This window comes from Vibrio sp. RE86, assembly GCF_013114545.1.
In the GTDB taxonomy this organism is placed as follows: Bacteria; Pseudomonadota; Gammaproteobacteria; order Enterobacterales; family Vibrionaceae; genus Vibrio.
In genome coordinates, this window is sequence record NZ_VTXI01000007.1 from 12,757 (window position 1) to 37,934 (window position 25,178).

The 25,178-nt window shown below is 45.0% G+C and carries 27 protein-coding genes; 12 read left to right on the top strand and 15 right to left on the bottom strand.

Annotated elements, in window-relative coordinates; all coding sequences use genetic code 11:
- Positions 1–44 precede the first annotated feature (44 nt).
- From hutW to F0231_RS08680, 4 genes are all read left to right on the top strand, one after another.
- A complete protein-coding gene (gene hutW / locus F0231_RS08665) occupies positions 45–1,415 on the top strand; it encodes a heme anaerobic degradation radical SAM methyltransferase ChuW/HutW (RefSeq protein ID WP_171759336.1) in 1,371 nt (456 codons plus the stop codon).
- Between the two features lie 12 nt (positions 1,416–1,427).
- A complete protein-coding gene (gene hutX, locus F0231_RS08670; RefSeq protein WP_171759487.1) occupies positions 1,428–1,931 on the top strand; it encodes a heme utilization cystosolic carrier protein HutX in 504 nt (167 codons plus the stop codon).
- Positions 1,932–1,955: 24 nt separating this feature from the next.
- Positions 1,956–2,486 (top strand): heme utilization protein HutZ, encoded by a 531-nt coding sequence (gene hutZ / locus F0231_RS08675; RefSeq protein ID WP_171759337.1) that lies wholly within the window; start codon positions 1,956–1,958, stop codon positions 2,484–2,486.
- 95 nt (positions 2,487–2,581) lie between these two features.
- A complete protein-coding gene (locus F0231_RS08680) occupies positions 2,582–3,103 on the top strand; it encodes an ATP:cob(I)alamin adenosyltransferase (RefSeq protein ID WP_171759338.1) in 522 nt (173 codons plus the stop codon).
- A gap of 70 nt (positions 3,104–3,173) precedes the next feature.
- Here the strand turns inward: F0231_RS08680 and F0231_RS08685 are convergent, their stop codons facing one another.
- The gene (locus F0231_RS08685) at positions 3,174–3,725 is read right to left on the bottom strand and encodes a DUF924 family protein (RefSeq protein WP_171759339.1); all 552 of its coding nucleotides are present in this window, start codon (positions 3,723–3,725) and stop codon (positions 3,174–3,176) included.
- 16 nt (positions 3,726–3,741) lie between these two features.
- Complete coding sequence (locus F0231_RS08690) at positions 3,742–5,160, bottom strand: PLP-dependent aminotransferase family protein (RefSeq protein ID WP_171759340.1); 1,419 nt, start codon at positions 5,158–5,160, stop codon at positions 3,742–3,744.
- Positions 5,161–5,259: 99 nt separating this feature from the next.
- On the opposite strand from F0231_RS08690, the gene F0231_RS08695 reads away from it, so the two are divergent.
- The 3 genes from F0231_RS08695 to F0231_RS08705 all read left to right on the top strand — a co-directional run bounded on the left by F0231_RS08695 (position 5,260) and on the right by F0231_RS08705 (position 7,363).
- The gene (locus F0231_RS08695; RefSeq protein WP_171759341.1) at positions 5,260–6,174 is read left to right on the top strand and encodes a DMT family transporter; all 915 of its coding nucleotides are present in this window, start codon (positions 5,260–5,262) and stop codon (positions 6,172–6,174) included.
- Between the two features lie 96 nt (positions 6,175–6,270).
- Positions 6,271–6,516 (top strand): hypothetical protein, encoded by a 246-nt coding sequence (locus tag F0231_RS08700; protein WP_171759488.1) that lies wholly within the window; start codon positions 6,271–6,273, stop codon positions 6,514–6,516.
- 106 nt (positions 6,517–6,622) lie between these two features.
- Positions 6,623–7,363 (top strand): ABC transporter substrate-binding protein, encoded by a 741-nt coding sequence (locus tag F0231_RS08705; protein WP_171759489.1) that lies wholly within the window; start codon positions 6,623–6,625, stop codon positions 7,361–7,363.
- A 79-nt stretch (positions 7,364–7,442) separates the two neighbouring features.
- Here the strand turns inward: F0231_RS08705 and F0231_RS08710 are convergent, their stop codons facing one another.
- Entirely contained in the window at positions 7,443–7,991 is a 549-nt protein-coding gene (locus F0231_RS08710) for a hypothetical protein (protein WP_171759342.1), read from the bottom strand.
- A 267-nt stretch (positions 7,992–8,258) separates the two neighbouring features.
- Entirely contained in the window at positions 8,259–9,083 is an 825-nt protein-coding gene (gene nadE, locus F0231_RS08715; RefSeq protein ID WP_171759343.1) for an ammonia-dependent NAD(+) synthetase, read from the bottom strand.
- 186 nt (positions 9,084–9,269) lie between these two features.
- Between nadE and F0231_RS08720 the strand changes: the two genes are divergently transcribed.
- Positions 9,270–9,782: a nicotinate-nicotinamide nucleotide adenylyltransferase gene (locus F0231_RS08720; RefSeq protein ID WP_171759344.1), complete on the top strand. Its 513-nt coding sequence runs from the start codon at positions 9,270–9,272 to the stop codon at positions 9,780–9,782.
- Between the two features lie 32 nt (positions 9,783–9,814).
- Positions 9,815–10,303 (top strand): hypothetical protein, encoded by a 489-nt coding sequence (locus F0231_RS08725; protein ID WP_253825759.1) that lies wholly within the window; start codon positions 9,815–9,817, stop codon positions 10,301–10,303.
- Positions 10,304–10,338: 35 nt separating this feature from the next.
- Here the strand turns inward: F0231_RS08725 and F0231_RS08730 are convergent, their stop codons facing one another.
- Both F0231_RS08730 and F0231_RS08735 read right to left on the bottom strand, forming a co-directional pair.
- Entirely contained in the window at positions 10,339–12,189 is a 1,851-nt protein-coding gene (locus F0231_RS08730; protein WP_171759345.1) for a bifunctional diguanylate cyclase/phosphodiesterase, read from the bottom strand.
- Between the two features lie 113 nt (positions 12,190–12,302).
- The gene (locus F0231_RS08735; RefSeq protein ID WP_171759346.1) at positions 12,303–13,196 is read right to left on the bottom strand and encodes a LysR family transcriptional regulator; all 894 of its coding nucleotides are present in this window, start codon (positions 13,194–13,196) and stop codon (positions 12,303–12,305) included.
- 111 nt (positions 13,197–13,307) lie between these two features.
- On the opposite strand from F0231_RS08735, the gene F0231_RS08740 reads away from it, so the two are divergent.
- The 3 genes from F0231_RS08740 to F0231_RS21130 all read left to right on the top strand — a co-directional run bounded on the left by F0231_RS08740 (position 13,308) and on the right by F0231_RS21130 (position 15,103).
- Complete coding sequence (locus F0231_RS08740; RefSeq protein WP_171759347.1) at positions 13,308–14,486, top strand: multidrug effflux MFS transporter; 1,179 nt, start codon at positions 13,308–13,310, stop codon at positions 14,484–14,486.
- A gap of 51 nt (positions 14,487–14,537) precedes the next feature.
- Complete coding sequence (locus F0231_RS08745; protein ID WP_171759348.1) at positions 14,538–14,888, top strand: hypothetical protein; 351 nt, start codon at positions 14,538–14,540, stop codon at positions 14,886–14,888.
- Between the two features lie 80 nt (positions 14,889–14,968).
- On the top strand, positions 14,969–15,103 hold the full coding sequence (locus F0231_RS21130) for a hypothetical protein (protein WP_301337902.1): 135 nt from the start codon (positions 14,969–14,971) through the stop codon (positions 15,101–15,103).
- Positions 15,104–15,200: 97 nt separating this feature from the next.
- Here F0231_RS21130 and F0231_RS08750 read toward each other — a convergent pair whose 3' ends face one another.
- The 9 genes from F0231_RS08750 to norR form a co-directional block, all read right to left on the bottom strand.
- Positions 15,201–15,800, bottom strand: coding sequence for a glutaredoxin (locus F0231_RS08750; RefSeq protein ID WP_171759349.1), 600 nt, complete (start codon positions 15,798–15,800; stop codon positions 15,201–15,203).
- Positions 15,801–15,862: 62 nt separating this feature from the next.
- On the bottom strand, positions 15,863–16,780 hold the full coding sequence (locus F0231_RS08755) for a DMT family transporter (protein ID WP_253825760.1): 918 nt from the start codon (positions 16,778–16,780) through the stop codon (positions 15,863–15,865).
- Positions 16,781–17,019: 239 nt separating this feature from the next.
- On the bottom strand, positions 17,020–17,934 hold the full coding sequence (locus F0231_RS08760) for a DMT family transporter (RefSeq protein WP_171759350.1): 915 nt from the start codon (positions 17,932–17,934) through the stop codon (positions 17,020–17,022).
- Positions 17,935–18,150: 216 nt separating this feature from the next.
- The gene (locus F0231_RS08765; protein ID WP_171759351.1) at positions 18,151–19,488 is read right to left on the bottom strand and encodes an MATE family efflux transporter; all 1,338 of its coding nucleotides are present in this window, start codon (positions 19,486–19,488) and stop codon (positions 18,151–18,153) included.
- A gap of 170 nt (positions 19,489–19,658) precedes the next feature.
- A complete protein-coding gene (locus F0231_RS08770; protein ID WP_171759352.1) occupies positions 19,659–21,578 on the bottom strand; it encodes a monovalent cation:proton antiporter-2 (CPA2) family protein in 1,920 nt (639 codons plus the stop codon).
- Complete coding sequence (locus F0231_RS08775; protein ID WP_171759353.1) at positions 21,575–22,195, bottom strand: NAD(P)H-dependent oxidoreductase; 621 nt, start codon at positions 22,193–22,195, stop codon at positions 21,575–21,577. The genes F0231_RS08770 and F0231_RS08775 overlap by 4 nt, the downstream gene beginning before the upstream one ends.
- A gap of 111 nt (positions 22,196–22,306) precedes the next feature.
- Complete coding sequence (locus F0231_RS08780) at positions 22,307–22,918, bottom strand: HAD family hydrolase (protein ID WP_171759354.1); 612 nt, start codon at positions 22,916–22,918, stop codon at positions 22,307–22,309.
- A 15-nt stretch (positions 22,919–22,933) separates the two neighbouring features.
- On the bottom strand, positions 22,934–23,293 hold the full coding sequence (locus F0231_RS08785; RefSeq protein ID WP_171759355.1) for a glutaredoxin domain-containing protein: 360 nt from the start codon (positions 23,291–23,293) through the stop codon (positions 22,934–22,936).
- A gap of 83 nt (positions 23,294–23,376) precedes the next feature.
- Entirely contained in the window at positions 23,377–24,966 is a 1,590-nt protein-coding gene (gene norR / locus F0231_RS08790; RefSeq protein ID WP_171759356.1) for a nitric oxide reductase transcriptional regulator NorR, read from the bottom strand.
- Positions 24,967–25,178 lie beyond the last annotated feature (212 nt).

A 25,178-nucleotide genomic window follows, 5' to 3' on the forward strand; every position in this document is an offset into this window, starting at 1 on the left:
TTGGGCGTGAAGCTAGAGCTGACAAGCGCTGAAAGGTTTATGAAATGCTGGATATTTATAAATTTGATGAATCAATTGTTGGGGCTAATACCCCCGATCCATTGAAGTTCGCTTTTGTTAAAAAAGCGTCGCCTCATGCTGGTGGAATGGCATCTCCAATTATGCCTGATCAGAAGATTGCTACTCTTGATAAGCTCTATTCGCAAGAAGTAACGAAAAACAATAAGCGATGCTTATATATCCATATTCCTTTTTGTCGTGTTCGCTGCACGTTTTGCAACTTCTTTCAAAATGCAGCAAGCCGCAAGCTAGTGGATGATTACTTTGATGCGCTGATGGTCGAGATTGAGCAAAAAGCAGCTATGCCATGGACTCAATCCGGCACTTTCCACGCTGTGTATATTGGTGGAGGGACGCCAACTGACCTTTCGCCTGAGCAAGTTGAGCGACTGGGCAAAGCAATATCACAGAATTTCCCGCTAGCAACTGACTGTGAAATCACTCTAGAAGGACGCATCAATCGTTTTAGTGATGAGATGTTTGAACGAGCATTGGACGGTGGTTTCAATCGCTTTTCATTCGGTATCCAAAGCTTTGATACCAAAGTCAGACGCAGTGCTAAGAGGCTTGATGATCGTGAAGTGGTATTAGAAAGAGTCACGTCTCTTAGTCAAACCGACCAGGCTCCAATCATTCTAGATCTGCTCTATGGGCTTCCTTATCAAGATATTGAGGTGTTTGAACAAGATCTGAAAGACTACTTGTCTACTGGGGCTCATGGTTTAGACCTTTATCAACTCGTGGTTGGCGGCAATGCGCCGATGATCAACTTGGTTGATAAAGGGAAAATTCCTGCACCAGCAAGTTCTCCAGATAAAGCGGCCATGTACAAGCTAGGGTCAGACTTTATGCGTAAGCACCACATGCGCCAGTTAAGTGTGAACCACTGGGCAAGAGATAATCGAGAGCGTAGCCAATATAACTCGCTAGCGAAAACGTATGCTGAAGTCTTGCCTATTGGCTGCGGAGCAGGTGGCAATATCGGTGGCTATGGAATGATGAACCACCGCACATTAGAAACCTATATGACTGCGATGAAATCTGGTGACTCAGTCGTTGCAATGATGACGAAACAGCACGCGTTAGAACCTATTTTCGCAGGGTTGAAGTCTGGTTTTGATAAGGGTGTCCTTTCTCGTGAACGCCTTCCTGATTTCATGGGCACTAAAGCCTTTGATTTCTTGCGACCGTTGTTCGAAGAGTGGCAACGCAAGGGGTTAGTGGTCGTTGAGAGTCAATATTTAACGCTGACGCTGGCAGGCCAATTTTGGGCCGTGAGCTTGGCGCAAGCATGTATTCAAGTACTACAGTCTACGTACAAAGAAAAAAATGCCCCGATTGCGGTGGCGATTTAAATGGAAACAATGATGGAATCATTAAAACAGCAAGTGGCTCAATTGATTGAGCAAGAGCCCAAGTTACTTCCTGCGGCAATCGCAGAGCAGCTTAACGTGTCAGAGTTTGAAGCCGTAGCAGCATTACCTGATGAGATGGTTGCACTGGTTGGCGGCGAGCAAGCACAAGCGGTGCTAGAGAGCTTAGTTGGCTTTGGCCCAGTGACAACAATTGTCCACTCATTTGGCTCAATTTTTGAAGTAAAAGCGCCATTTCCAAAGGGTAAAGTCGCTCGTGGTTACTACAACTTGATGGGCCGTGAAGGTGAGCTGCATGGTCACCTTAAATTGGACAACATTAAGAATATTGCTTTGGTAAGTAAGCCGTTCATGGGCCGAGAAAGTCACTATTTTGGTTTCTTCTGTGAAGCAGGGAACAACATATTTAAGGTGTACTTAGGCCGAAATGAAAAGCGTGAATTGATTGAAGAACAAGTCACTACGTTCAAACAGTGGCAACAAGAATTTAAAAAATAATAAGATAAAGTTAGGAGTTTCAAAATGGATCAACAAGTAAAACAAGAGCGCCTGCAAGGACGTCTGGGGCCAGAGATTAAAGAGTTTCGCCAAGAGCGCCGCACGCTTCAACTAGCGACTGTCGATGAAAATGGTCGACCTAACGTAAGCTACGCCCCTTATGTTCAAAACAAAGAGGGCTACTTCGTTCTTATCTCAGAAATCGCGCGCCATGCTCGTAACCTGCAAGTAAACCCGAATGTGTCAATCATGATGATTGAAGATGAAGATTCATCTAAGCAGTTGTTCGCTCGTAAGCGTCTTACCTTTGATGCGGTTGCGAGTGTTGTTGAACGCGAATCAGAGCAATGGCAGCAAGTTGTTGGTCAAATGAAAGAGCGTTTTGGTGAGATTATTGATGGCCTAAGTCAACTGCAAGATTTCGTGCTATTTAATTTGAAAGCAGAACAGGGTCTATTCGTCAAAGGCTTTGGCCAAGCGTACCAAGTGTCTGGCGATGACCTAGTGGACTTCGTTCATCTAGAAGAAGGCCATAAAAAAGTGTCGAACGAATAAGACATTTCGTTATTTAGATTCTTACCATTTACGAGTAATCTAGAACACATCAGAGGGAGCCGCAATGGCTCCTTTATTTTTGCCAAGGAAAAGTTATGCGTCCAGTGAGTAAAGATCACGGAGAAATCTGTTACCCATTTATTTATGAAGACAGCCCTGTCTGTGATTTTGAAATTGCGGCGGATGAACTATGCAGTCGCATTGGATTGGTGTTGACGATGGATCTTGATGATCTCTGCCGCGATGTCTTGAGTCGAGTTCAACCAAATGTTTATCACCTCAATGGCTCGGTCAGAGGTAAGTTGGCGATTGACGAGGAGCAATTGGCTGAGCTTTATCAAGACTATAACGTACTTAGAGATAAACTTGATGGTGGCTTCAGAGGCTTCGTTTTGCCTGGCGGTCATCCGATTTCCGCTGAATTACACCTTTGCCGAACGCAAGCCAAGAAGATTATACGAGCATTAGTGATGATTGAACATTCAGGAAAGAAATCTCCAGCACCGATTTTGTTTCGCTACGCTAACTTGCTAGCAAATGTGATGTACACGCTTGCGTCATACACCAATAAGCTTCGACAAGTGGAAGAAGTGGAATTTGTCAGTCGCAGTTATTGATAGTGCGGTTTAAAAGCAGGGCAGTGGCATGACCGCCCTGTTATTTGAAACTTGAACCCTAACGAAGACGTTAGAAGCTAGATCCTGGCTGAGTGAGGAATTCGACCTCTTCAGGTGTACTTTCACGTCCCAGTATTTCATTACGGTGGGGGTAACGGCCAAAGCGATCAATGATCACCTTGTGTTTGAGTTCGAAGTCGTAGTTGTTTTCAAGTCCAGGTTTGTTAAACAGATCGACCGCATGTTGGTGAATAGCGGCCGACTCGCTATGCATAAACGGCATGTAGAGGAAGCCTTGCTCAGTGCTACTGAGTTCTTTATCTTTGCCGAGTGCGATAGCTTCTTGCGAAAGGGCGAGTGCTAAAGGGTCTTGCGAAAATGCCCCTGCGGTATTGCGATAGATGTTACGGGAAAACTGATCCAGTACGATGATTTCAGCGAGTCGTCCTTTGGCTGAATCTCGCCAATCAACAAGCTCACACTGCGCGGCACTTTGAAGCAGGGCAGAAAATCTTTCTGTGATTGTTTGGTCTACAGATTCACTGCTCACAAACCAGTCTTTAGGTTCTAATTCGTTAAACCAAAAATTTAGTACGTCCTGCGCAGTCACTTGCTGATCCATTATGGCATCCCCTTGTTTATTCAGTTATTTGATGATGGATAAGCTTAGCCAGTTTTGCAACCCCTTGTTTCCATTCATCATTGCTTAAAAAGTTTGAACAACTAAAGCGTATACAATGATTATATTGCCCAGAGGTGCCGAAGATACTGCCGGGTAAGATGCTGATTCCTTGAGATTTGGCTTGTTGATAAAGTTGGTCGCTGTCGACACCTTTGGGTAAGGTTAACCACAACAGAAATGAGCCTTGAGGAAGGTATGTTTTAAAGCGACCATTGAGCGAGCTGTAATGGTTTAACGCTTCGCTAAGCTCTGAATGAAACAGCTTCATATTTGCTTGGTAAGAGCGACGCATCTTAGAAACATGTTGGCGATATTTCCCACTATCCAAAAAGGCACCAACCGCAGACTGCATTAAGTTCAAGCTCCCCATGTTATCGCAAACCATGAACTTTTCTATTTGAGCTTGATACTGACCAGCCAATATCCAACCTATGCGCAATCGAGAATCCAGCATCTTTGAAAGTGAATTAACGTAGATGACGCGGTTTTGTCTATCAAGTAATTTTAATGGTGGGATCGTCTCGTCAAAGGCAAGGGCACCAAAAACATCATCTTCGATGATCGGGATTGAGCCTGTTGAGTCGAGCAGAGCCAAACGTTTATCGAGTGGCATATGTGACCCTGTGGGGTTAGTGAAGTTCGGCGTTACTAACAGTGCTTTTATATCCCACTTGTCCATCGCGTTATTGAGGGCGTCTATGTCGAGCCCTGTTCGTGGGCAACTTGGTAATTCAACCACCTTTAGTCCGAGCGACTCCATCAACAGCAAATTCCCGAAATAACAAGGTGATTCAACGGCAACAATGTCTCCAGCTTGAGTCAAAGCACGTAGCGCAAGACTGATTGCTTGCTGAGCGCCGTGGGTGACTGCAATCTCATTCTCTTGAACTTCAACGCCCAGTTCTTGGCTAATTTTAGTTAAATGGCGAAGCAAAAGTGCGTTACCTGGTGGTAATTGATAGTGGCTAGGAACATTCGCCTGCCTGCGACTGTGGCGCCCAATTTCAGCGTACAGAGATTTGATTGCTGGAGAGTCGATATTAGGGTGAGCGGACCCCGTTGCGAGCAACTCTTTATCCGCAGAATAAGTAAGGATCTCTTTACACACAGAGAGCAGGTCGACATGGTTTGGCTTGGGTGGTGCTATAGGTGGCATCTTGCGTTGATTCACTCGATAACCTGACTTGGGAACGGTATAAATAACGCCTTGTGCTTCCAGTTCTTGATAAGCGCGAATGACGGTGTTTTTGCTGATAGACATCGAACTGCTTAGTTGGCGTATTGATGGCAGCTTTTCATCTTGGGTAAACAAGCCCTGCTCGATTTTTTGTTTGATGTACTGCTCTACCATTAAGTATTTGTTATTCACATTCATAAACTGTACCCAAAAAATAACTCAAATCTGTGCCTTTAAGCTTTTGCTGTACCCATTAGAGTAACCTTATCTTATCGATTTTGGCTACAGGAACTTAGCATGCTTATTCGATGCATCCCTTTTATCTTTGTTGCGCTTTGGGCTTCTGGCTTTGTTGGTGCAAGGTTTGGCCTACAGTACGCCGAGCCTGCGACCTTATTGTCTATTCGTATGATCGCCAATGTCGGTTTGTTCTTGTTGTTGGTGATTGTGCTTAAGCGTCAGTTACCTCGCGGGAAGGCGCTTTTCCACAGTGCTGTCGTCGGCGTGTTGATCCATGGTTTTTATCTGGGTGGAACCTACCTTGCGATAAGCTGGGGTATGCCTGCAGGTCTCAGCTCTTTGCTAGTGGGTTTTCAACCCATTCTAACAGCCTTAATGTTGGTCGTGATTGCTCAGCAAAGTTTTCGATTATCACAATGGGTTGGTTTGATACTGGGTTTTGTCGGCATCTGTTTAGTGCTGCTTGGCAAAATCGAATGGCAATCGGAGCAGCATCAAATGGCAGCCGTGGCGATATGTATCCTCGCTCTGTTCGGAATTACGTGTGGCACTTTGTATCAAAAGCGCTTTTGTCAGGGCGAAGATATGATCGGGAGTGCAACCGTTCAATACTTCGCGGCGGGACTGCTGTTTATTCCTTACGCCTTTAGCTTTGAGTCTATGCAAGTGCAATGGAATACAGCGTTTGTATTGACCCTCGTGTGGCTTGTGGTGGTGCTGTCTTGTGTCGCGATATTACTTCTTCTCTATATGGTGGAGCATGGCGCTTCTTCAAGTGTGGCGTCAGTGTTTTACTTAGTTCCTCCAACCACGGCACTTCAAGCCTGGTTAATGTTTGGAGAATCGTTTGATGGCCTCGGAGTAAGCGGCTTTGTATGTACCGCAATCGCTGTCTATTTGGTTGCCAAAGCCCCGTCATTTAGCTGGCTAAAAGTGACTTCCCGTAAAGCCACGAGTGGTGACCCTTTATAGGTATTGGCAAAAATAGACTTAGGTTTATAATCGCGCCGTTATTCCTATTGAGCCACTCATGTGAGTAGATTAAGAAAGCCCGATCGCGCTACTGCTATGCGCGATATTATTGAACAAGTCAAAAGTACCTTACCTCTTTATGAACCAGAAACGTTTGTATGTGGGACGAAAGGTAACTGTGTTGGTTGCCCTAAGAAACTGCTAGAAATGGTCGATTCAGAATTGAGTTACTGGGAGTCTGCATTGCAGCGTGGTATTGAGCCTCAGTTCGATGAAATAAGGCGTTTTGGCAAGATGTGCTCGAGCGTTAGAAGAGGCCTAAGCCGCAACGGACTCATTTAATTTTCGCCTTTCACTTTAGAAGTGCCTAACTGTGAGCTAACTTTAAGTTAGGTTGCAGTTAGGAGGAAGTGGTTTGCGTCTACATCTCTCTATATCCCATGTGCTGATGCTCATGGTCTGCTTATTTCCGCTTTCAGCGCACACTACTGAAAGTGACTTACGTCAACTCTCGTTCTACACAGAGGCCTATCCGCCTGCGAACTTTTTACACGATGACAAAATTACTGGGTATGCGGTTGATGTTTTGATGGAAGCCAGTGAGCTCGTCGGTGAGCCGATCACCTTATCTCAAATGACGCTTCAACCTTGGGCTCGTTCCTATCGAACTGTACTCACTAATAAAAACTCAGTGCTCTTTTCTACCACTCGATCTGAGCATCGAGAAGAGCTGTTTCAGTGGGTAGGGCCTATTGTGGATATTCGTGTTGTGGTTTTGGCGAGAAAAGACGCCAATATCAAGATAGAAAACCCACTTGATATGGCCAGCTATCGTATCGGTGTAATTCGCGATGATATCGGTGAGCAAAGTTTACTTTCATTGGGGATTCCACGTGATTCAATGCAAGAAGCCTCGTATGTCACTGTTTTAGCGGAGCAATTGATGAAGAAACGCATCGACTTGTTGGTCTATTCAGAGCGGGCTGCTTATTGGTGGTCTCGGCAAGTGGGCGTTAACCCAGACTTGTTTGAACCTGTCTATATAGTGAAAGACGGCTTTGTCTATTACGCGGTCAATCGAGATACCGATAAGAGTGTCGCGGAGAAGATTCAGAAAGGGCTAGATATGCTTAAAGAGGTAGACGAATCAGGATCGAGTCGATATCAGAAGATCCTTGATAAGTACTAATAATACCAACCAGAATAAATACCTAATCACCTATTGATCTCGATTGGTACAAAAAAGGCCGCATTTGCGACCCTTATTATTAGACTTTGGCTTTCTTTACGAAGTAAGGATTATCAAATTTCTTTGCGCTTCCTAATTCTGACGTTACGAGTTTATTCCACAAATGAACGTCAAATTCCCCTTTAGGTATAGAAGGGTAGAGCGTTTCAACCTCTTCCATAGCGAAACGAATAAACTGTTTTTTCTTAATTTGGTTATATTTGCGTGCAACACGGTTGTGCTTTGCAATCCACTCCAGTTTAAAAGCGAGTAATCCAGGCTCCGCTTCTTCAAGTGGAAGTCTTGAGAGATAAATACGTTTGTACGACACCTTGCGGTTTACCATGGTACGCATGGCGGTTTGAATGTATTTGCCATGGTTGGTAATCGAAATATCATTTTTATCAAACAGCTGGACGCTCCAACCACTTGGGAAGAAATTTGGCTGACGGTATTGCTTATTACGAACGTCGATTGCTTGGTGCATGACAAGGTCAGAAGTGCCATTGAAAGTCTGTTGCCATTTACCTATTCGGATCTGTACAGCGGTCGGCAATCGATAAATATTGGTAAATTTATCTTGTTCCATATTGAATACACTAATTAATGTCGATGTAAAAAGGCGAAGAGAGTAGGCGAAAAGGGACGTCTACTGTAAGAATTGTGTAACTTTTCCACATAGTGTAGTGAAAAACCAATTGGCTATCTAGTGGTTTTGGTCAAATTTTGTCAAGAATATACGGCTTACGGTTACGTTGGCTTATATTGATATCTCGAATATGATGTCAAAAAGAGCAAATGTAGAGACAAAAAAGCCCCCGCATTGTGCAGAGGCTTCATGAGCGTTGTAGTCAGCTTAATCGTAGATAGTTGGAATTGGCTGACGTTTATGCTGAGTAATTGTGTAGATGCGAACAAGACGATCCGTCACTTCTTGCGAAACGGGCTTGCCTTCTAGGAAGTCATCAATTTGTTCATAGGTCAGGTTAAGCGCATCTTCATCTGCTTTTTGTGGTGCGAGCTCTTCTAAATCGGCGGTTGGCACTTTCTTCACTAGTTGCTCTGGTGCGCCTAAGGTTGCCGCAAGTTCACGAACCTGGCGTTTACTTAAACCAAACAGAGGTGCTAGATCACAAGCGCCGTCACCAAACTTGGTGTAAAAACCGGTGATATTCTCTGCCGAGTGGTCAGTACCAATCACCAAGCCACCCACGTAACCTGCTAGTTCATACTGTGCCACCATACGAGCGCGTGCTTTTACATTACCTTTGACAAAGTCCACTTTCGCGCTGTCTTCAGGAAGAAGGCCTGTGCCCTCCAGTGCAACGTGACTGGCTGCGTGAAGACCATCAACACCCGCTTTGATGTTTACGGATACAGAGTGAGAAGGTTGGATGAACTGAAGAGCGAGTTGTGCTTCGTCTTCATCTTTCTGTTCGCCGTAAGGCAGACGCACAGCGATGAATTGGTAGCCGCTGCTCTCTTCGTTTAATTGGTTTACCGCTAGCTGAGCGAGACGTCCGCAAGTTGTTGAGTCGACACCTCCGCTGATACCAAGCACAAGTGACTTACAGCCAGACTCTTGAAGCTTACGCTTGATAAAATCGACGCGACGTGAAATTTCAAAGTGAGGGTCAATCGACGGTAAAACACGCATCTCATCGCGAATCAACTGTTCCATTATGTTTCCTTCCTGCAGCAATAAAGTTGAAAAGTGTGTATCTAAGTTGATAACTTTAACGGGTCTACCTCAGCAGGTAGTGATTATTCCTGAAGTGAACATGTTAAAGTCACGTCGCTATATCATACCTCAATCAACGAATTAGAAAACTGTGATCGCGGTTTTCCCTGATAGTGAAGAACGAAAATGAGCAAAATTGCTGTATTTGGAAGTGCATTTAACCCGCCGAGCCTGGGCCACAAGAGTGTCATAGAGTCATTAAGCCATTTTGACACCGTATTACTCTTACCTAGCATCGCTCATGCATGGGGAAAGCAGATGCTCGATTATTCAGTACGATGCGAACTTGTGGATGCCTTTATTGAAGACCTTGAGGTCACTAACGTGCAGCGCTCTAGCATTGAAGAAGAGTTACACAAACCCAATAGCAGTGTGACGACCTTTGCAGTACTTGAAGCATTAGAAGCTCGTTTTCCTGAGAGTGAACTGACGTTTGTGATGGGGCCAGACAACTTGTTTAACTTTTCTAAGTTCTACAAAGCGGACGAGATACTGAATCGTTGGTCAATCCTAAGTTGTCCAGAAAAAGTAAAAGTGAGAAGTACTGACATCAGAAATGCTTTAATTGATAAAAAAGACATTTCTTACATGACAACCTCTAAAGTATCTCGCAAACTTGCCGAAAAAGAGTATTATTAAATGGTTTAATGTACGATATATAAGAGGTGTGAATGCTTAAAGGCGGATTGATATGGGGGATGCTATTAATCGCTCCTATTTCTAATGCGTGTGAGTTGTATGGCAAGGATTCCGCTTCTCAATCGGTGATGTTTGGTCAGCAAACTGGTGTTTGTTTTTCACTCCTCGATGGCATTGGTTACACGGCTAAATCGATAGATTCCATCAGTGAGTTTATCGGTGAAGAGTCATCAACCGATTACTCTCAATATTGGTCAGAGTGGTTGCTCAATAGTGACACCAACCCAATTGTGACGCAAAGTCTCGCCTCTAACTATATCGGTCTTGGTGTATGGGTTCCAAGTGAAATTGAAGATCAGATGTCGCAGATGGATACAGAAGAGTGGATCAAAAGCCATGGTCTACAACTGAGTCTTGGATTTGGTGATATGAATTCAGGGCAACCAAGAATGCGATTGGATTACCGCTGGCACGAACAACGTGATGGTGACGTCATGATGCAAGTGGAAGTCCCATTCTAATACTCCCCTAAATAGTCATTGATACGCTAAAATCGTTACCCGTTCGATGCCTGACGTAATGCCAATCTTTGAAAGTGTTGACTGATGATTGTCTCTGGGGTTTCTGGTTTACTAAAGTAGTAGCCTTGTATAAGCTGACAACCCATCGCATAGAGTTTTTCGAGTGCGGTTTGATCTTCGACTCCCTCCGCAACAAGCTTGACATCTAATTGACTTGCCAGTTGCACGATAAGCCATACCACCCGCTCAGCCGTTTCATTACTCAACATATTTCTAATAAAGGTCGCATCAATCTTAATGCAATCTATCGGATAGCTGTGAATGTAATTCAAGCTTGAGTAACCAGTACCAAAGTCGTCTAGTGCGACGGTAAAGCCTAGTAAACGGAGTTGGGTAAGTATCTCTTTCACTTCATCGGTTTGCGATAATAATACTGTCTCGGTCAATTCGATTGTGAACTCATCTGGAGTGAAGTTATAGCTGTATAAGGTGTCTAACAGATGTTGTAAGTATCGGTTGGAGTTATTCAACTCATGCGCAGAGCAGTTTAATCCCAATCTCACTTTATGTCCTAAGCCTTCTTCTAGTATGACTTTCGCTTTGCAGGCGAGCTCGACAATACGTTCACCTAACTCAACGATAAGCCCCGATTGTTCCGCAGCCTCAATAAACTCGAGTGGGGAGATATTGCCAAGCGCTTTGCTTTTCCATCGAGCGAGAATTTCAAAGTAATCCCACCTCTCTTTATTCTTATCGACAATTGGCTGAACGACGACGTAAATCTCACTGTTGGTGATACTTTCAAGCGCAAGCTCATTGCGTAGTGCGTCAATGATCAATGCTCTACGGTAGTACTGGGCACTTAAATGGGTGTCATAACACTGGACGTTGATGTGACGCGATTGTTTACAGTCCTTCAAGGCTAAGCTGGCGTTAAGGATAATTTGGTCAGCGGAGACGCTATGACCTGAGCTTTTTGCAAGGCCAATACTGATGCCAAATTTGATGTTGTGTGCTGGATCTTGGTAACCCTTTTCGAGCTTTTTGATGATGGTATGGCAAACCTCAAATGGGTCACCTGAAAGGTTAATAAACGCGAACTCATCACCAGCAATACGAAAAGCAAGTTGTTTATCCGCAATCGTGCTCTTGATGGTATTGGCGACAAATTTAATGATCTGGTCACCAATGTAATTGCCATATAAATCATTGATTGATTTGAAGTTGTCAATGTCAATGTAGGCTAGTGTGAAAGGTTGATTATTCGCTTCGCTTAAGTGTTCAAGCTTGTCTGATAGGTAGCTCCGATTGAGTAAACCAGTCAGATTGTCATGTGAAACTTCGTAGCTGAGTTGGTCAACTAATGTTTCTGAACGAGCAGTAAGCCATTTTGCTCTCAAGCTGTGAGTGACGACGTTGGCAAAAAGCTGGTGGTGATAAATGAGGTTTGATTGTTCTTCTGAAGTCAACGCTTCGAGGTATGTTGATAGAAGTACCCCTAAGGTCTCTCCGTTCTGATTTTTGAGCGGAATCGCTAAGAATGACTCTATTTCGTTGTCCGAGATGAACGGTTCGTCTGGTAGAGCGATACGAGCGTCCCGACTGCATAAGGTGTATTCGTTACTTGATTGAATAAAGCTGGCACAAGTACTACGCGAGATAGGGGCTGCATAGTGGCTTCTTTGTAGCTTTTGATGACTTGCCGATGCGAGAAGGCTCGATTTAGGCGTAAATTGGTCGAGCTCAATAATACATGTACAAAATGATTGGCCATGTCTGTGTAGTACCTTAGTGGCACTATTGAGAAGCTCTTGTCCATCTAAGCTCAATGTCGCGTTGATCTCTTCTACACCAAGAGGGGCGGATATTGACGTTGTCCTAACCATAACCAGTAACTCACTATTATTGTGATTGATATCACTTATTCGTCGGTGGTGTTACTGTTTAAATATGGTACTGGACGCATAATATTGCAAATTGTAAGTGAAACTTATTGCGTTTATGGTTTTAGGGACTTCTCTTTCGACAGACGTTCTTTTAAGTAATCGAGGAACAGTTTGGTGCGCGTATGCTGATAATCAAGCTTAGGATAGTAAGCATAGACGATCGCTTCATCGGCAGTAATCGTTGGGAGGATCCTTTGGAGAGTGCCCAGCCGTAATTCTTCTTTTATCATGACATCGTTCGAAACCAGAATACCCATACCACTTTTGGCTGCGTAGTAAAGCGCTTCAGGGTTGGTCGTCGCAAAATTACCAGATAGAGAAAGCTTTTGCCCGTTCGTTAGTGATATTTCACGCTGAGTTCTTTCTCCCCACACTAAGAGATTGTGATTTTTTAGCTCCTCAGGAGTTCGAGGAGCACCATATTGCTCAAGGTATTCTGGTGATGCGTAGAAAGCAGCTTTATGTTCGAACAAGGCAGTTGCTTTGAAGCTCAGTGAATTCAGTTGCTCGATCTCACGGCTGATGAACAGATCAAGGCTCAGCTCAGGGAGTTGACCTGGCGTGGTTGTGATTAACTGAATACGAATGTCAGGGTACATTTGTAAAAAGTCATTTAGATATTGAACGAGAAATTTAGACCCTACGGCTAGGGTAGCGCCAATTTTCAGTAGGCCAACAGGTGTTTCAGACACTGAACGTGTTTCATCAAGGATTGACTGCCAACCATCGAGCTGAACTTTTGCTCTTTGATAAAAGAGAGCGCCCGCTTCGGTTTGGGTTACAGATCGGGTTGTACGTTTTAAAAGCTGTGCTCCGATGCGCTCTTCAAGCCAGTGGACTCGTTTGCTGATTGCTGAGCTGGTGGTATTGAGCTTACGTGCTGCGCCATTAAAGCTGCCTTCGTCAACGACTCGAATATAGCTCTGAACGCTTTGAATCCAATCCATAATCCTACCTTATTGTTTCTTGCTGGGACGCAATGACTTTCCAATCATCAATATTATCATTTCGTAGTGGGTAATTTAAACTCAATTATCGTTGTTGAGTCAGGAGTCCGCATGAAAAAAACACCCATTTTGTTAGCTATGATGATCATCGCAACGGGGCAAGTTGGCGTGAGTATTTACCTTCCTGCTCTGCCATTGATTAGCGATGCCTTGAACGCAAACCAAGCCGATATACAACTTCTGGTGACCCTTTTTCTTGTTGGTTTTGGTGCGTCTCAGCTTTTCTATGGTCCACTTTCTGATGCAATAGGGCGACGACCTGTGTTCATTATGGGGCAGGGCGTATATTTATTGGGGACGCTGATTTGTGTTGGTTTCTCTGACAACCTTTCCATACTGATTGTTGGCCGCCTCTTGCAAGGTTTAGGGGCAGGCAGTGCCTCAGTCCTAGGCCGCAGTGTACTTCGCGATAGCTATGAGGGCGCGCAGTTAACCAAAGCGTTATCCTATATTTCTATTACGGCTTCTATCATGCCGATCGTTGCACCGGTGCTTGGTGGGTGGATTTCGTTCTACTTGGGCTGGGAGGCGGTGTTCATCTTTGTGCTACTCTATCTCATCGCCATTTTTACCCTAGGCTATTTCGTACTTCCTGAAACCATGAGTTATGGGAAAAGCCGATTTGAGCTGGGTAAAGTAATCAAAAACTATGGCAGTTTACTGACGAACAAACAGGTCATAACCAGTGCGAGTTACAATTGGGTTAGCTACCTAGCCAGTTTGGTGTCGCTTTCGGTTATGCCGTTCATCCTGCAAAATCAACTTGGCCTTACGGCTGCCGAATATGGCTCAGTGATGTTGATTCCTTCGGCAGGTCTGATGGTTGGTAGTGTTGCTCTTAATATATTGAATCGATATTTAGGTGTTCGACAGCTATTAGCGTTAGCGATCTCTATCATGATTTTAGCCGGTGTTTGGCTTCTGTTGACCCCGGTGTCACTCTTTAACTTGGTTTGGGCATTTTCACTGTTGACCATTGCACAGGGTTTGTCTTTCCCGCTTTCTATCAGTTTGCTTCTTGAGCCCCATAAAAGACAGGCTGGGTCGGTCTCTGCGCTGTCGGGCTCTATTCAAATGTGTGTGGCAGGGGCGTTTGGCGGTTACTTAGTTAAGTATTGGGTCGGTAGCCAAGTTTCAATGGGTGTTTTCTACTTAATGTGTGCGTCGATTATGGCGTTTGTTCTGACTGTTTCTCGAGAAAAAACAACAGTAGAGCAGGAGTTTGCTTGAACGCGAGTTAAAGGTACAATGCGCGCAAATTCCCATAACGAGACGATAATTATGGAACACAAAGAGTTCGAAGTGCTAGTGAAGGCATTGTGTGAGCAAGAAAACCTTCCTCAAGCGTTAGAGATTTTGAAAGCGAGCGAAGATCAAGAAGTGGCGGAAGCGGCTCAATCTTTGGCAGGCCAATTTGCACTAGCTGAAGTGGATGGCGCTAAGCGTATCTATCATGTGACTACTCAAGCAAACGAGCAAGGCGAAGAGCAGGAGTTCGTTGAACATGTGATGGACGAAGGCGATGAAGTGATTCGTTTCGTTGCTTGGTTCTTTGACGTGATGTTCGATGTTAAGCGCAAAGATACATACCAAGTTGCTGGCAAGACGTATCAGCAACCAAAGCGCGCATAGTGATAAAATAGAGTGATCTAGTTCTTGTTTTTGTTTTTAATGTGATTAAAATCACACTCCTTGAATATGAGGAGTCAATCATGAATCACGAATTAGGCAATGCATACTTAGGTCAAATGATCGCAAAACAAGCTATGCAAGACGCATTCTATGGTAAGCCTAAAGCGAAGAAAGCTTCTTTCATCAAACGTATGATGAAGAAAGTGGCAAAATAATCGCGAAGTGAAACGGAATTTCAGCTTGGGTACTAAGTCGTAAGCACTAAAAAGCCCCGCTCTAAATTGAGCGGGGCTTTTTGCATTTATACGTCAGTTAAAGGGCAACTACGTTATCAGGAACCGTGCTTAAGCCTTTTTCCTCAACCCAGGCACTTAGGTTGTCGGCACCACCAATGTAGTGACCATCTAGCCAAATCTGTGGAACGGTAACTGGCGTTTTCTCACCAATGATCGCTTTCACTTCAGGGATCATCCGATACAGAGCAGCACTGTCTTTGACCACATCGTAGTATTGGTACTCAATGCCTGCTTCATCAAGAATCTTTTTCGCTTTTACACAGTATGGGCAGGTGGCTTTACCGTAAACAATATTCCCTTTCAGGGTGTCTCGCTTTGTCCACTCTTGAATGATTGACTGAACTAACACGCCACGGTTAAGTGCTTCACCTTGGCTAATGACCTTACCTTCAACCATCAGGATTGGTGCATGCCAAGCGCCCACTTTTAACGGCTCCCACCAGTGAGAAAGCCAATCTTTCAATTCCAACTCGACAGGTATTCCAGCTAACTCATTCTCAAACGTATCGGTGAGGATATCTTTGGTCAGCGTACATTCACCACAAGGAATGTTAACTTTGAATGGTCCCCAGCTTCCACCCCAGCGATATAGCGTTAGTTTAATTGGATCTGTCATAGAGTTGTCTCCCTTAAATTCCTATGACTAATTAGAAAGTTATTCATTGGAAAAACTTTCAACTATTTCGACTTTTTTGTTTCCCAGCGAGTAATAAAGGCGACAGAAGCAATGATGATCGCTGCCCCTAGCCATAATCGACCTGGTGGTACCCAGCTAAACACCACCCAACCGGCGAGTACATTCAAAGGTAATTTAGCATGGTCGAAGGGTTGAACGAACGACGCATCGGCCACCGCATAGGCTTTAACAATAGCCCACTGAGCCAGAGCTGTCATCGCGCCCGCTGCAATTAATACTACCCACAATGTGGCATCTGTTGGTGTTTGCCAATCAGGCAATGCCAGCAGAATGTTAAAGGGCGTAATAAGGATAAGTAGATACACGACCATGGTCGACGGAGAGTCATTGGAAGAGAGCTTTTTCACCATCAGTGAGTAACATGCCCAGAAAAACGCGGCGCCAACAGGGAGCAAAGCGGCCCAGCTGAATGTGTCTGACCACGGCTCTAGAATGATCATCGCGCCGACAAAACCAGATAAGGTTGCAGCCCATCGTGCTATACCGACTTTTTCTTTGAGGAAAAGCCCAGAACCTATGGTGGCAAAGAGAGGTGATGTCATTAATAGCGCAATACCTTGCCAAATAGGCACAGGATAAGCCAAAGCCCACAGCCACAATTGAATACCAATGACCGAGAGGAAAACACGAAAAACGTGCATGCCCAAGTGTTCGGTGCGTAGAGACTTTCTGATGCCGAGTGTTTTTAAATACGGAAGGATGACAACCAATGCAATCGCATATTGGATTAAGGCAACCGTTGTTGAGGAGAGACCGTAATTAATACTGGCTATTTGTGCAAGGCTGTTCACTATCGCGAATGCAAGGCCTGCGGTTAGCATCCAGCTTGCGCCTTGAACAGGGCGGTGTGTCGTTGTGGTCATGATGTAAGTGTCTGAAAAATGGATAGGCTGAATCATACGACTTTATCTGAATAAGATCATTAGACGAATCTGAACTTATACCAACCTAAATAAATATCTGTTCATTCTTGCTTGCTAAAATCGCTAATAGCTTCGTTATAGATTTTGTAGGTAGGTCAACTAGCTAGCTGCAATCTATGCCTTGCTCTAAGCGATTTTTTCTGCGCAATTATCTGAGCACCTATTTATCCAGATTGGTATTATAATTCAATAAAATCGAATGATTCAGCACTTGGTTATTTTTTGTTTAATGAATATACCGAGATGACAACTAATATCAGCCCCATTGCGTGCCATATCGTAAATAGCTCATCCAGTACCACCACAGCCATACCGGCAGTGATTGCTGGCCCAATATTGCTGGTTAAACTCAAGGTTGTTGGTGTCAGCCTAGCCATAGCTGCTGCAACAAGATATGAGGGCAGCACCGTACAGAAGATCCCCAATAGGACGCCAATGAAAATCAATTCTTGGCTCCATTGACTAGGGCTTGCGCCACTAAAATAAAGATGTACAAGAATCGCAATGCCCGCACTACCCATTCCGATACTCGTAAACAGTGAGCTCCCCAATTTACCGATCAAGGGTTTGCTCCATACCAAGTAGAAAGCAAAGACTAAAGCGGAGCCCATCGCCAATACACTACCTAACACTACGGACTCACCCAGAGTGGAAATATCGTGAACAACAATAAAGCCAATTCCCATATAACCAATCAGTGCTGAGGTGATCACCCTGCGATTTGGCTTTTGGCCATAAAAAATCCAACTAATCAAAACAACAAAGGTGGGAAATAAGAAGATCAATAGTCGCTCTAACTGGGCAGAAATAAACGCCAGTGAAGCGATATCAAGAAAGCTGGCTAGGTAGTATCCCATTACACCGATACTCGCGGCCTTCACACCGTATAGACGAACCTTAGTGCGGTTTTCGCTTTGAAGGCACAGGTAAGCGAGGGTTAAGGCATAAATAGGCAGTGAGCTGAAGGCCCTCAAAGTCATGATGGAGGTCGCATCGCCACCATACTGGTAGGCCAGTTTGATGAGTACGGGCTTGATGGAAAAGAGAACACAACCTGCAAGCGCAAGTATTACGCCAAACTGAATAGTATGAGAGCGATGGGTTGGAGCGGCTTGAGTCTGTTCTGTCATTTCTCGTTCCTAGTGAGGTTAGTATCAAAGGGCAACGAGAAAGAGAAGATTCTGGCTACGTTTCTCGCAGCCAGACATAGGTTTACCTACCGGCTACAGGCATTTAGGAGAAGGAGCCAAAGGTAGGTAAATACGAATTTCATAATTTATCCTTTAAAGATGAAAATCCAGACTAACGGTATCGTATAGATAATGCAACTGCTTGTATTAGGAGACCTAGGCTGATTGCATTTTCAGTTCAATCTGATTTAACGCTCTTTGATACATAAACCATGCGCAGATGCCTGCCAGAACGTTACCGACAAGCGCGCCCCAGAACAGACCTTCAATGCCACCGACTTGAGCACCCACCCACAGACAAGGCAAGAAGAAGGCAAATAGACGCAACGCTGAAATGGTCAGTGCCGTGTATGACTTACCTAGCGCATTGTTTATCGAGACCATCAGCATACAGATGCCCAATGGCCCTAAACTGACAGGCACCACCATGAGGTGATAATTAAGGATACTTTCTACTTCGGCTTCGCTGGTCATAAGCAGTGCCAACCCATCTGATGACGCCCAAGTGATCAGAGCAATGACAAACTGGAAACCAATAACGAATTTACACGCAATAATTACTAGCTTACGAATATCGGCAAGATTATTCGAACCGAGGAGTTTTCCGACCATAGGTGGCATCGACATTGTTAAAGCCAATACGGAAACGATGGCGAAAAACTCATATCGAGAACCCAACGCCCAAGCTGCGACTGCCGCTGTGCCGTAACCGGCTAATAATTTTGTTGCCAACATAGAAGAGAGTGGAGGAAGCAATTGACTGATCATGGCTGGCCCCATGATGTTGCCGATAGAACGGATGCTTTTTCCGACATTCACATCGTTCCAATCGAACAAAGCCCACTGCTTACGGCTTACTTTAGGTACGATGAACAAAATGCCTAGACCAAACGCAACAATCGTCGCGACCGCCGCCCCATTGATTCCCATATCTAAAGTGAAGATGAAAATTGGGTCAAGGACAAGGTTTAGTCCGCTGGTGACCATCATCATGGTTCCCGGAAGCATGGTATTACCATTGGCTCGACAGACACTGTAAAGGAAGTAGAGTACCGCACCCGTCCAAGAGCTGACTAACCAGTAAATCCAGTAGCTATCGATGATAGGGAACACAGATTCAGGTGCGCTCAACATCAATAAGATAGGCTCTCTTAATAGGTAAATCAGGACAGAAAAAACTGCAACACCAACACTACCCATCACGATAACGAGGCCACCAAGTTGCTTCGCATAGCGCTCTTGTTTTGCACCGATGGCCTTTGCAATTACCGCAGTGGTCGCGATGCCAAGGCCAACCTGAATACCAATAATGATCATCTGGATAGGCAGCGTGAAACCTTGTGCCGCCAAAGGGAGAATCCCCAGCTGACCGATAAAGGCACTATCAACGAGTTGAAAACTCATGATCGAGAGAACGCCAAACAGCATAGGCCAAGTCATCTTGAATAGCTGTTGGCCTAAAGAGGGGGATGAATCTTGTGTTGTTGAAGTCATAGCTTTTTTTTCATCGGTTTTGAGCAAGTTGGAACAGACAAATTGCAACCAAGTATTGATTCAATTTAGTACAAACCGAGGCAACTTGGCCTCGGTTTGCTGTGGTTTCATTTACATCGTTACGTTGCCAGCCAAATTCAAGGGGTGGCTAACACATTCATGCAAAATGATTACTCTTCCTTGAAATCATCGGCGTAGCCTTTTGGAGGCGGTGTCCATCCGCGCTCTCCTGCTTCATGCTTATCGTTTCGATCCGCTTGTATCGCCGTTTTAATTTGCTCTTCTAAGTGCATAAACAGCTTACGATAGTTGTTGTCGAAACGTTCACCTTCAGAATCGTCTTCCCATGCTTGATAAAGCATATCTGACTTCTTAGATTCAACACGTTTATAAGCGGACTTCTGTTGCTCAACCAAAAACGGATGATAATCAAGTTCGCGCATCGCATGAGCACCAAGCTCAAGTGCAGAGTGGTAGGTTTCCAATTCAACAATGTCAGCGCCAGCTTGACGAAGCAGGTAGCCGTGGCCTCGGTCAAATGCGCGAGCCAACACTTTGACATTCGGATAAGTGTGTTTGATGTGCTTAGTTAGCTCAATACACGTATCTCGGTTGTCGATGGCGATAACGACCATTGCAGCATCTTCTATCCCTGCTGTGTGCAGAAGGTCAGGGCGGCTAGCATCACCAAAGTAGGCTTTCGTATTGATCTGACGCATTACGTCAACTTGAGCGGCTTGTTGATCGAGTACTACTGTCTTGATGCCATTTGCGACCAGTAGGCGGTTAACGATCTGACCGAATCGACCGATACCAGCGATGATCACCGTACCCTGTTCATCAATGGTGTCTGCTTCTTGATCGTTAGATTGCTGCTCAAAGCGCGGCAAAATAACTTTATCAAACAGAATGAACAGACCAGGAGTGAGGAACATCGATAGCGCAACTACGAGAGAGAGCGTTTGAGCGATATCTTGTGGAATTACGTGGTTTTGCACCGTAAAGCTTAATAGTACGAAACCGAACTCACCGGCTTGAGCAAGACTTAGCGTAAACAACCAGCGGTTGCTGTTTTTGATTCTAAAGATGAGCGCCAGTACATACAGGATCAGTGCTTTTAGAGCCATCACACCCAATGTCATGCCGATAATGGCAGCAAAATCATTGAACAGAATAGTGAAATTAATGCCTGCGCCGACAGTAATAAAGAATAGGCCTAACAACAGACCTTTAAATGGGTCGATGTTCGATTCAAGCTCATGACGGAACTCACTGTTTGCCAGAACTACACCCGCAAGGAAAGTACCCAGTGCAGGAGAGAGGCCAACTAAGCTCATTAATGCTGCAATACCAACAACAAGCATGAGTGCTGTCGCGGTGAAGATCTCGCGTAGGCCAGAACTTGCAACGAATCGGAATAGTGGGCGACTCAGGTAGTGCCCACCAACGACCAGGCCAACAATGGAAGCAATAATGACAAGGCCATACGCCCAACCCGGCAGGCCACTGACTAAGCTCAGCTCTTCATGATGATCGGCTGCTGCGCCAACCGCATTCTGCGCTTGCTCCACCAATTCTGGCAGCGCCAGCAGAGGAATAAACGCAAGCATTGGGATTACGGCGATATCTTGGAAGAGCAAGACAGAAAAGGCATTTTGGCCGCCTTCTGTTTTACTAAGCCCTTTCTCGTTAAAAGTTTGCAGAACAATAGCGGTAGAAGAGAGAGCAAAGATCAAACCGATTGCTAAGGCGATCGTCCAAGGCTGTTCGAAGAAAAGTGCGATGCCCATGACGACTGCGGCAGTACCACCAACCTGAAGTCCACCAAGCCCAATCAAGCGATTACGCATTGACCACAGCATTTTAGGTTCAAGTTCGAGACCAACAAGGAATAGCATCATGACTACGCCAAACTCGGCGAAGTGTTGAATCGTGGTTGTCTCTTCACCGACAAGGCCGATGATTGGGCCAATTACAACGCCCGCAATCAAATAGCCAAGTACTGAGCCTAGGCCTAAGCGTTTTGCAATCGGCACGGCAATGACCGCGGCGACAAGGTAGATAAACGCCTGAAGGAAAATACCGGTCATGCTTGCTCTCCTTTCGGTAAAGTCTCAAGGTAGTGGTTAAGCTTTTCTGCTTGGCTTGCTTTGTCAAAATCAATGTTGCCAGCCACAAGCTCTTTCAGTAGTCGTTGCCAGTTCTCACAATGTGAGGCTACTCGGCCATCTTCTTGAGCGGTTCTTGCGCCGAAAAGAGCAAAAGGTGCCAAGTACTGCATGCCCGTTAATGTCGCCATCTGTTCCAGCGGGTGAAGCAGTTCACGGATGGTGTAGTGGTTGTACCCCTCACTTTGGTAAGCGTCTTCCTTACCGCCAGCCGAAAGAGAACAAAGGAACTTTTTACCGTGCAGTGCGACACCATCGTGACCGTAAGCAAACCCATACTCTAGAACGAGATCTTGCCACTCTTTGAGAATGGCTGGTGTTGAATACCAATAAAGAGGGAATTGGAAAATGATCACATCGTGGTCGAGGAGCCTTTGCTGCTCAAGGTCGATATTGATGTGGTAAGTTGGGTATTCGTGGTAGAGATCCACGACGGTCACGCCTTCGACCTTTTTCGCTGCGTTGAATAGATGCTGATTAACTTCAGAACGCTTAGGAGAAGGGTGGGCGTATAATACGAGAACTTTGTTTTCAGACATACACTATCTCATTGGCTAGCAGGTAATTTATTAATAAGGTTTATTGTTACACACTGTATGGTAAATCGCCACGGCTTACTTCTTCACCGCTCAAAAAACACTTTCAATATTTTATTGATAATGGTGGGCAAACGCACGTTGCAGTTCGGTCAAGTGGTTGACGACGATGGAAGCATGCGACTCAAAATTATTGGGTTCGGCGTGGGTAACAAGGCAAGACGGCATATCGGCGTTGAAGGCTGCCTGCAAGTCGTAAAGGTAATCACCCACATAGAGAACTTGATGTCGTTCTAAGTTCCATTGGTCAGCGAGAAAGACTAAAGAGTCTGGTGCAGGCTTAGGTGGGAATTGCTCTCGGGTGATGATGTCAGTGATAGCAAGATTATTGTGGCTGACTTTCTGCTTGGCGGCTTGCTGACAATTACGAGTGATGATGCCAGTTTTTAGGTGATTATCTTTAATGAAACTGAGTAGATCATGGCAACCTGGCATAGGTGTCGAGTGTTGCGCGTCTTCCAGTTCATGTTCCAGAATCTTAGCGTGAGCGTCCTGCTGCTGGTTTGGGCAGATCAGGTCGTCAACGTAAGAGAGCAAATCTTGATTGAGGGGACAACCAATCTGCTCTCTTAACCAGCGAAAGTCCATGTCTGAGCTCACCAGGGTATTGTCTAAATCAAACACAATGGCTTTGATATCAGGAATATTCAGTGGCACATGAGACATAGGCTTTCCTTAACGTTATGCGAACTCTTTCTCCAAGTAGGCAACGATATCAGAAGATTCATACATCCACGTTACGTCACCGCCTTTTTCAATTCTTAGGCAAGGAACTTTCACTTTGCCACCACCCGATTCCAATTCTGCGCGGTGTGTTTGATCATTCTTTGCATCACGCAGATCAAATTTCACAGATTGACGCTTCATCGCGCGGCGTACTTTTACGCAAAATGGGCATGCTTCAAATTGGTATAACGCTAAAGACTGCGCTTTTGCATCAACAGCTTGTTGATCTTCTGACGAGCGTTTCACGCCGCGAGGTGAAAAGACAAAGTTGAGCAGTAGGATCACGCGCCCTAAAAACCAGCGGATAAACTTCATAAAAATCCTATTCGTATTCTATTGTTTTAAATAAGGTGACATTTACGTTGCGCATTGTAACCGACATGTGACCAATCTTAAACTCAACCGACTTTTATCTGATGTTTTTTAGTCACTTCAATCCCTAAACGCTTTGCCAAGCGGGTGAGGTTGGCTCGGTCGGTCTTTAGCTGACGTGCAGCCTTAGCCCAGTTGAAATCTGCCTCGTTTAGCGCAGCGACCACAAGTTGTCGTTGGTATTCATCCGTGGATTCACGAAGCCCCAATGAGGCATCAATCATCGCTCGACTTTCTGGCTTTGTACTGCTTGGCGAGGCTGGAAGTTCAATGCTTGCGTCCAACTCACCAATATCTTCAATCGAAATAGTAATCAGTTTACCGCCGCGTCCACGAGCTCTGGCTTTCAGTGCAGCACGGTTGATCACATGCTCCAATTCACGAACGTTACCCGGCCAGCTGTATCGCGACAGAACCAGACGGGACTCTTTCCCGAGTTTGATCTGTACGATGCCCAGTTTTCGGCGGGCTTGTTCAAGAAAGTAGCCAGCCAATAAGATGATATCGCCATTGCGCTCTCGCAGAGCAGGGACACTGATTGGGTAGACGCTTAAACGGTGATAAAGGTCTGAGCGAAAATGCCCTTCAGAGACCTCTTCTTTTAAATCTCGGTTTGTCGCAGCAAGAACACGCACATCGATGGTTTCCACTTTGTCTTGCCCAACAGGTTGAATTTCATTGTTCTGCAAAGCACGTAGGATCTTACTTTGTGCTGCAAGAGGTAGCTCGCCAATTTCATCCAAGAACAATGTCCCACCGTCCGCGAGCGCAAACTTACCTAGGCGTGATTTGTCTGCACCCGTAAACGCGCCTTTTACATGGCCAAACAGTTCGCTTTCGACAAGATTCTCAGGGATTGCGGCACAGTTGACGTATACCAAAGGCTGTTTCTTTCTCGGTGACAAATGGTGAAGACTACGAGCAACCAGTTCTTTACCAACGCCCGTCTCGCCGTGGATAAGGATGTTGAAGTTAGAAGGTGCAACGACTTCGATATCGGCTTTTAACGCTTGCATCGCATCACTGTCGCCAATGATCTCTCCACCGTCACGCTCCCAAGCCTCTTCGTTCAGTTCTTCAAACTTTTGTTGGGTCTGCTTGGCTTGCTGTTCTATTTGGCTCACGGTGAGGGCCACCTTTAGCGTCGAAGCTGCAATGGCAGATAGCGCATCAAGGCTTCGTGCTGGGATCTGTTCAAATACGCCCGGAGTTAGGCTGTCTAAGGTTAAAACGCCTAGCAGCTTATCTGCATAAATAAGGGGTAAGCCCATGCATGAGTGCATAGGTAAATCACCCTCGTAATCAAGCAATAGGTTATCAAATGGATCAGGGAGTTCACTGTCAGAGTCGAATCTAACCGCGATTTTTGATTCGCAGATACGTGCAAAGCGTGGATGTTCGTCTATTTTAAAACGACGGCCCAAGGTATCGCGTGTTAACCCTTGAAGAGCGAGTGGAACTAATGTGTCACCTTGCAAGGATAGCAGCGCAACACAATCACACTGAATTGCTTTACGAATCGTATCGAGCAGGTTGTTAAATCGGTCCTGATCATTGTCGCCACGAGCGAGACCAATGGTCATGTCGATAAGGGTTGAAACTGATATATCTTGCATGAGTGATTCGCTCTGAAAATAGGTAAAACTTGGCAGATTGCTTTTTAAGCATGAGTGAATTTAATTATAACATCAATGAGTCATAATGACCTATCTAATGTGAGTCATATTAACTTGTTTCAGAGGGCTGTTCGCTAATAAAACCAATGATTTGGTGCTTTTCAAAGTTGGCACTCTTTCTGCTATATGAGAGTGAATAAATTATAAATATA

Coding starts and splice junctions, on each gene's coding strand:
- hutW (WP_171759336.1), top strand. CDS start 45: ATGCTGGATATTTATAAATTTGATGAATCAATTGTTGGGGCTAATACC.
- hutX (WP_171759487.1), top strand. CDS start 1,428: ATGGAATCATTAAAACAGCAAGTGGCTCAATTGATTGAGCAAGAGCCC.
- hutZ (WP_171759337.1), top strand. CDS start 1,956: ATGGATCAACAAGTAAAACAAGAGCGCCTGCAAGGACGTCTGGGGCCA.
- F0231_RS08680 (WP_171759338.1), top strand. CDS start 2,582: ATGCGTCCAGTGAGTAAAGATCACGGAGAAATCTGTTACCCATTTATT.
- F0231_RS08685 (WP_171759339.1), bottom strand. CDS start 3,725: ATGGATCAGCAAGTGACTGCGCAGGACGTACTAAATTTTTGGTTTAAC.
- F0231_RS08690 (WP_171759340.1), bottom strand. CDS start 5,160: ATGAATGTGAATAACAAATACTTAATGGTAGAGCAGTACATCAAACAA.
- F0231_RS08695 (WP_171759341.1), top strand. CDS start 5,260: ATGCTTATTCGATGCATCCCTTTTATCTTTGTTGCGCTTTGGGCTTCT.
- F0231_RS08700 (WP_171759488.1), top strand. CDS start 6,271: ATGCGCGATATTATTGAACAAGTCAAAAGTACCTTACCTCTTTATGAA.
- F0231_RS08705 (WP_171759489.1), top strand. CDS start 6,623: ATGCTCATGGTCTGCTTATTTCCGCTTTCAGCGCACACTACTGAAAGT.
- F0231_RS08710 (WP_171759342.1), bottom strand. CDS start 7,991: ATGGAACAAGATAAATTTACCAATATTTATCGATTGCCGACCGCTGTA.
- nadE (WP_171759343.1), bottom strand. CDS start 9,083: ATGGAACAGTTGATTCGCGATGAGATGCGTGTTTTACCGTCGATTGAC.
- F0231_RS08720 (WP_171759344.1), top strand. CDS start 9,270: ATGAGCAAAATTGCTGTATTTGGAAGTGCATTTAACCCGCCGAGCCTG.
- F0231_RS08725 (WP_253825759.1), top strand. CDS start 9,815: ATGCTTAAAGGCGGATTGATATGGGGGATGCTATTAATCGCTCCTATT.
- F0231_RS08730 (WP_171759345.1), bottom strand. CDS start 12,189: ATGGTTAGGACAACGTCAATATCCGCCCCTCTTGGTGTAGAAGAGATC.
- F0231_RS08735 (WP_171759346.1), bottom strand. CDS start 13,196: ATGGATTGGATTCAAAGCGTTCAGAGCTATATTCGAGTCGTTGACGAA.
- F0231_RS08740 (WP_171759347.1), top strand. CDS start 13,308: ATGAAAAAAACACCCATTTTGTTAGCTATGATGATCATCGCAACGGGG.
- F0231_RS08745 (WP_171759348.1), top strand. CDS start 14,538: ATGGAACACAAAGAGTTCGAAGTGCTAGTGAAGGCATTGTGTGAGCAA.
- F0231_RS21130 (WP_301337902.1), top strand. CDS start 14,969: ATGAATCACGAATTAGGCAATGCATACTTAGGTCAAATGATCGCAAAA.
- F0231_RS08750 (WP_171759349.1), bottom strand. CDS start 15,800: ATGACAGATCCAATTAAACTAACGCTATATCGCTGGGGTGGAAGCTGG.
- F0231_RS08755 (WP_253825760.1), bottom strand. CDS start 16,780: ATGATTCAGCCTATCCATTTTTCAGACACTTACATCATGACCACAACG.
- F0231_RS08760 (WP_171759350.1), bottom strand. CDS start 17,934: ATGACAGAACAGACTCAAGCCGCTCCAACCCATCGCTCTCATACTATT.
- F0231_RS08765 (WP_171759351.1), bottom strand. CDS start 19,488: ATGACTTCAACAACACAAGATTCATCCCCCTCTTTAGGCCAACAGCTA.
- F0231_RS08770 (WP_171759352.1), bottom strand. CDS start 21,578: ATGACCGGTATTTTCCTTCAGGCGTTTATCTACCTTGTCGCCGCGGTC.
- F0231_RS08775 (WP_171759353.1), bottom strand. CDS start 22,195: ATGTCTGAAAACAAAGTTCTCGTATTATACGCCCACCCTTCTCCTAAG.
- F0231_RS08780 (WP_171759354.1), bottom strand. CDS start 22,918: ATGTCTCATGTGCCACTGAATATTCCTGATATCAAAGCCATTGTGTTT.
- F0231_RS08785 (WP_171759355.1), bottom strand. CDS start 23,293: ATGAAGTTTATCCGCTGGTTTTTAGGGCGCGTGATCCTACTGCTCAAC.
- norR (WP_171759356.1), bottom strand. CDS start 24,966: ATGCAAGATATATCAGTTTCAACCCTTATCGACATGACCATTGGTCTC.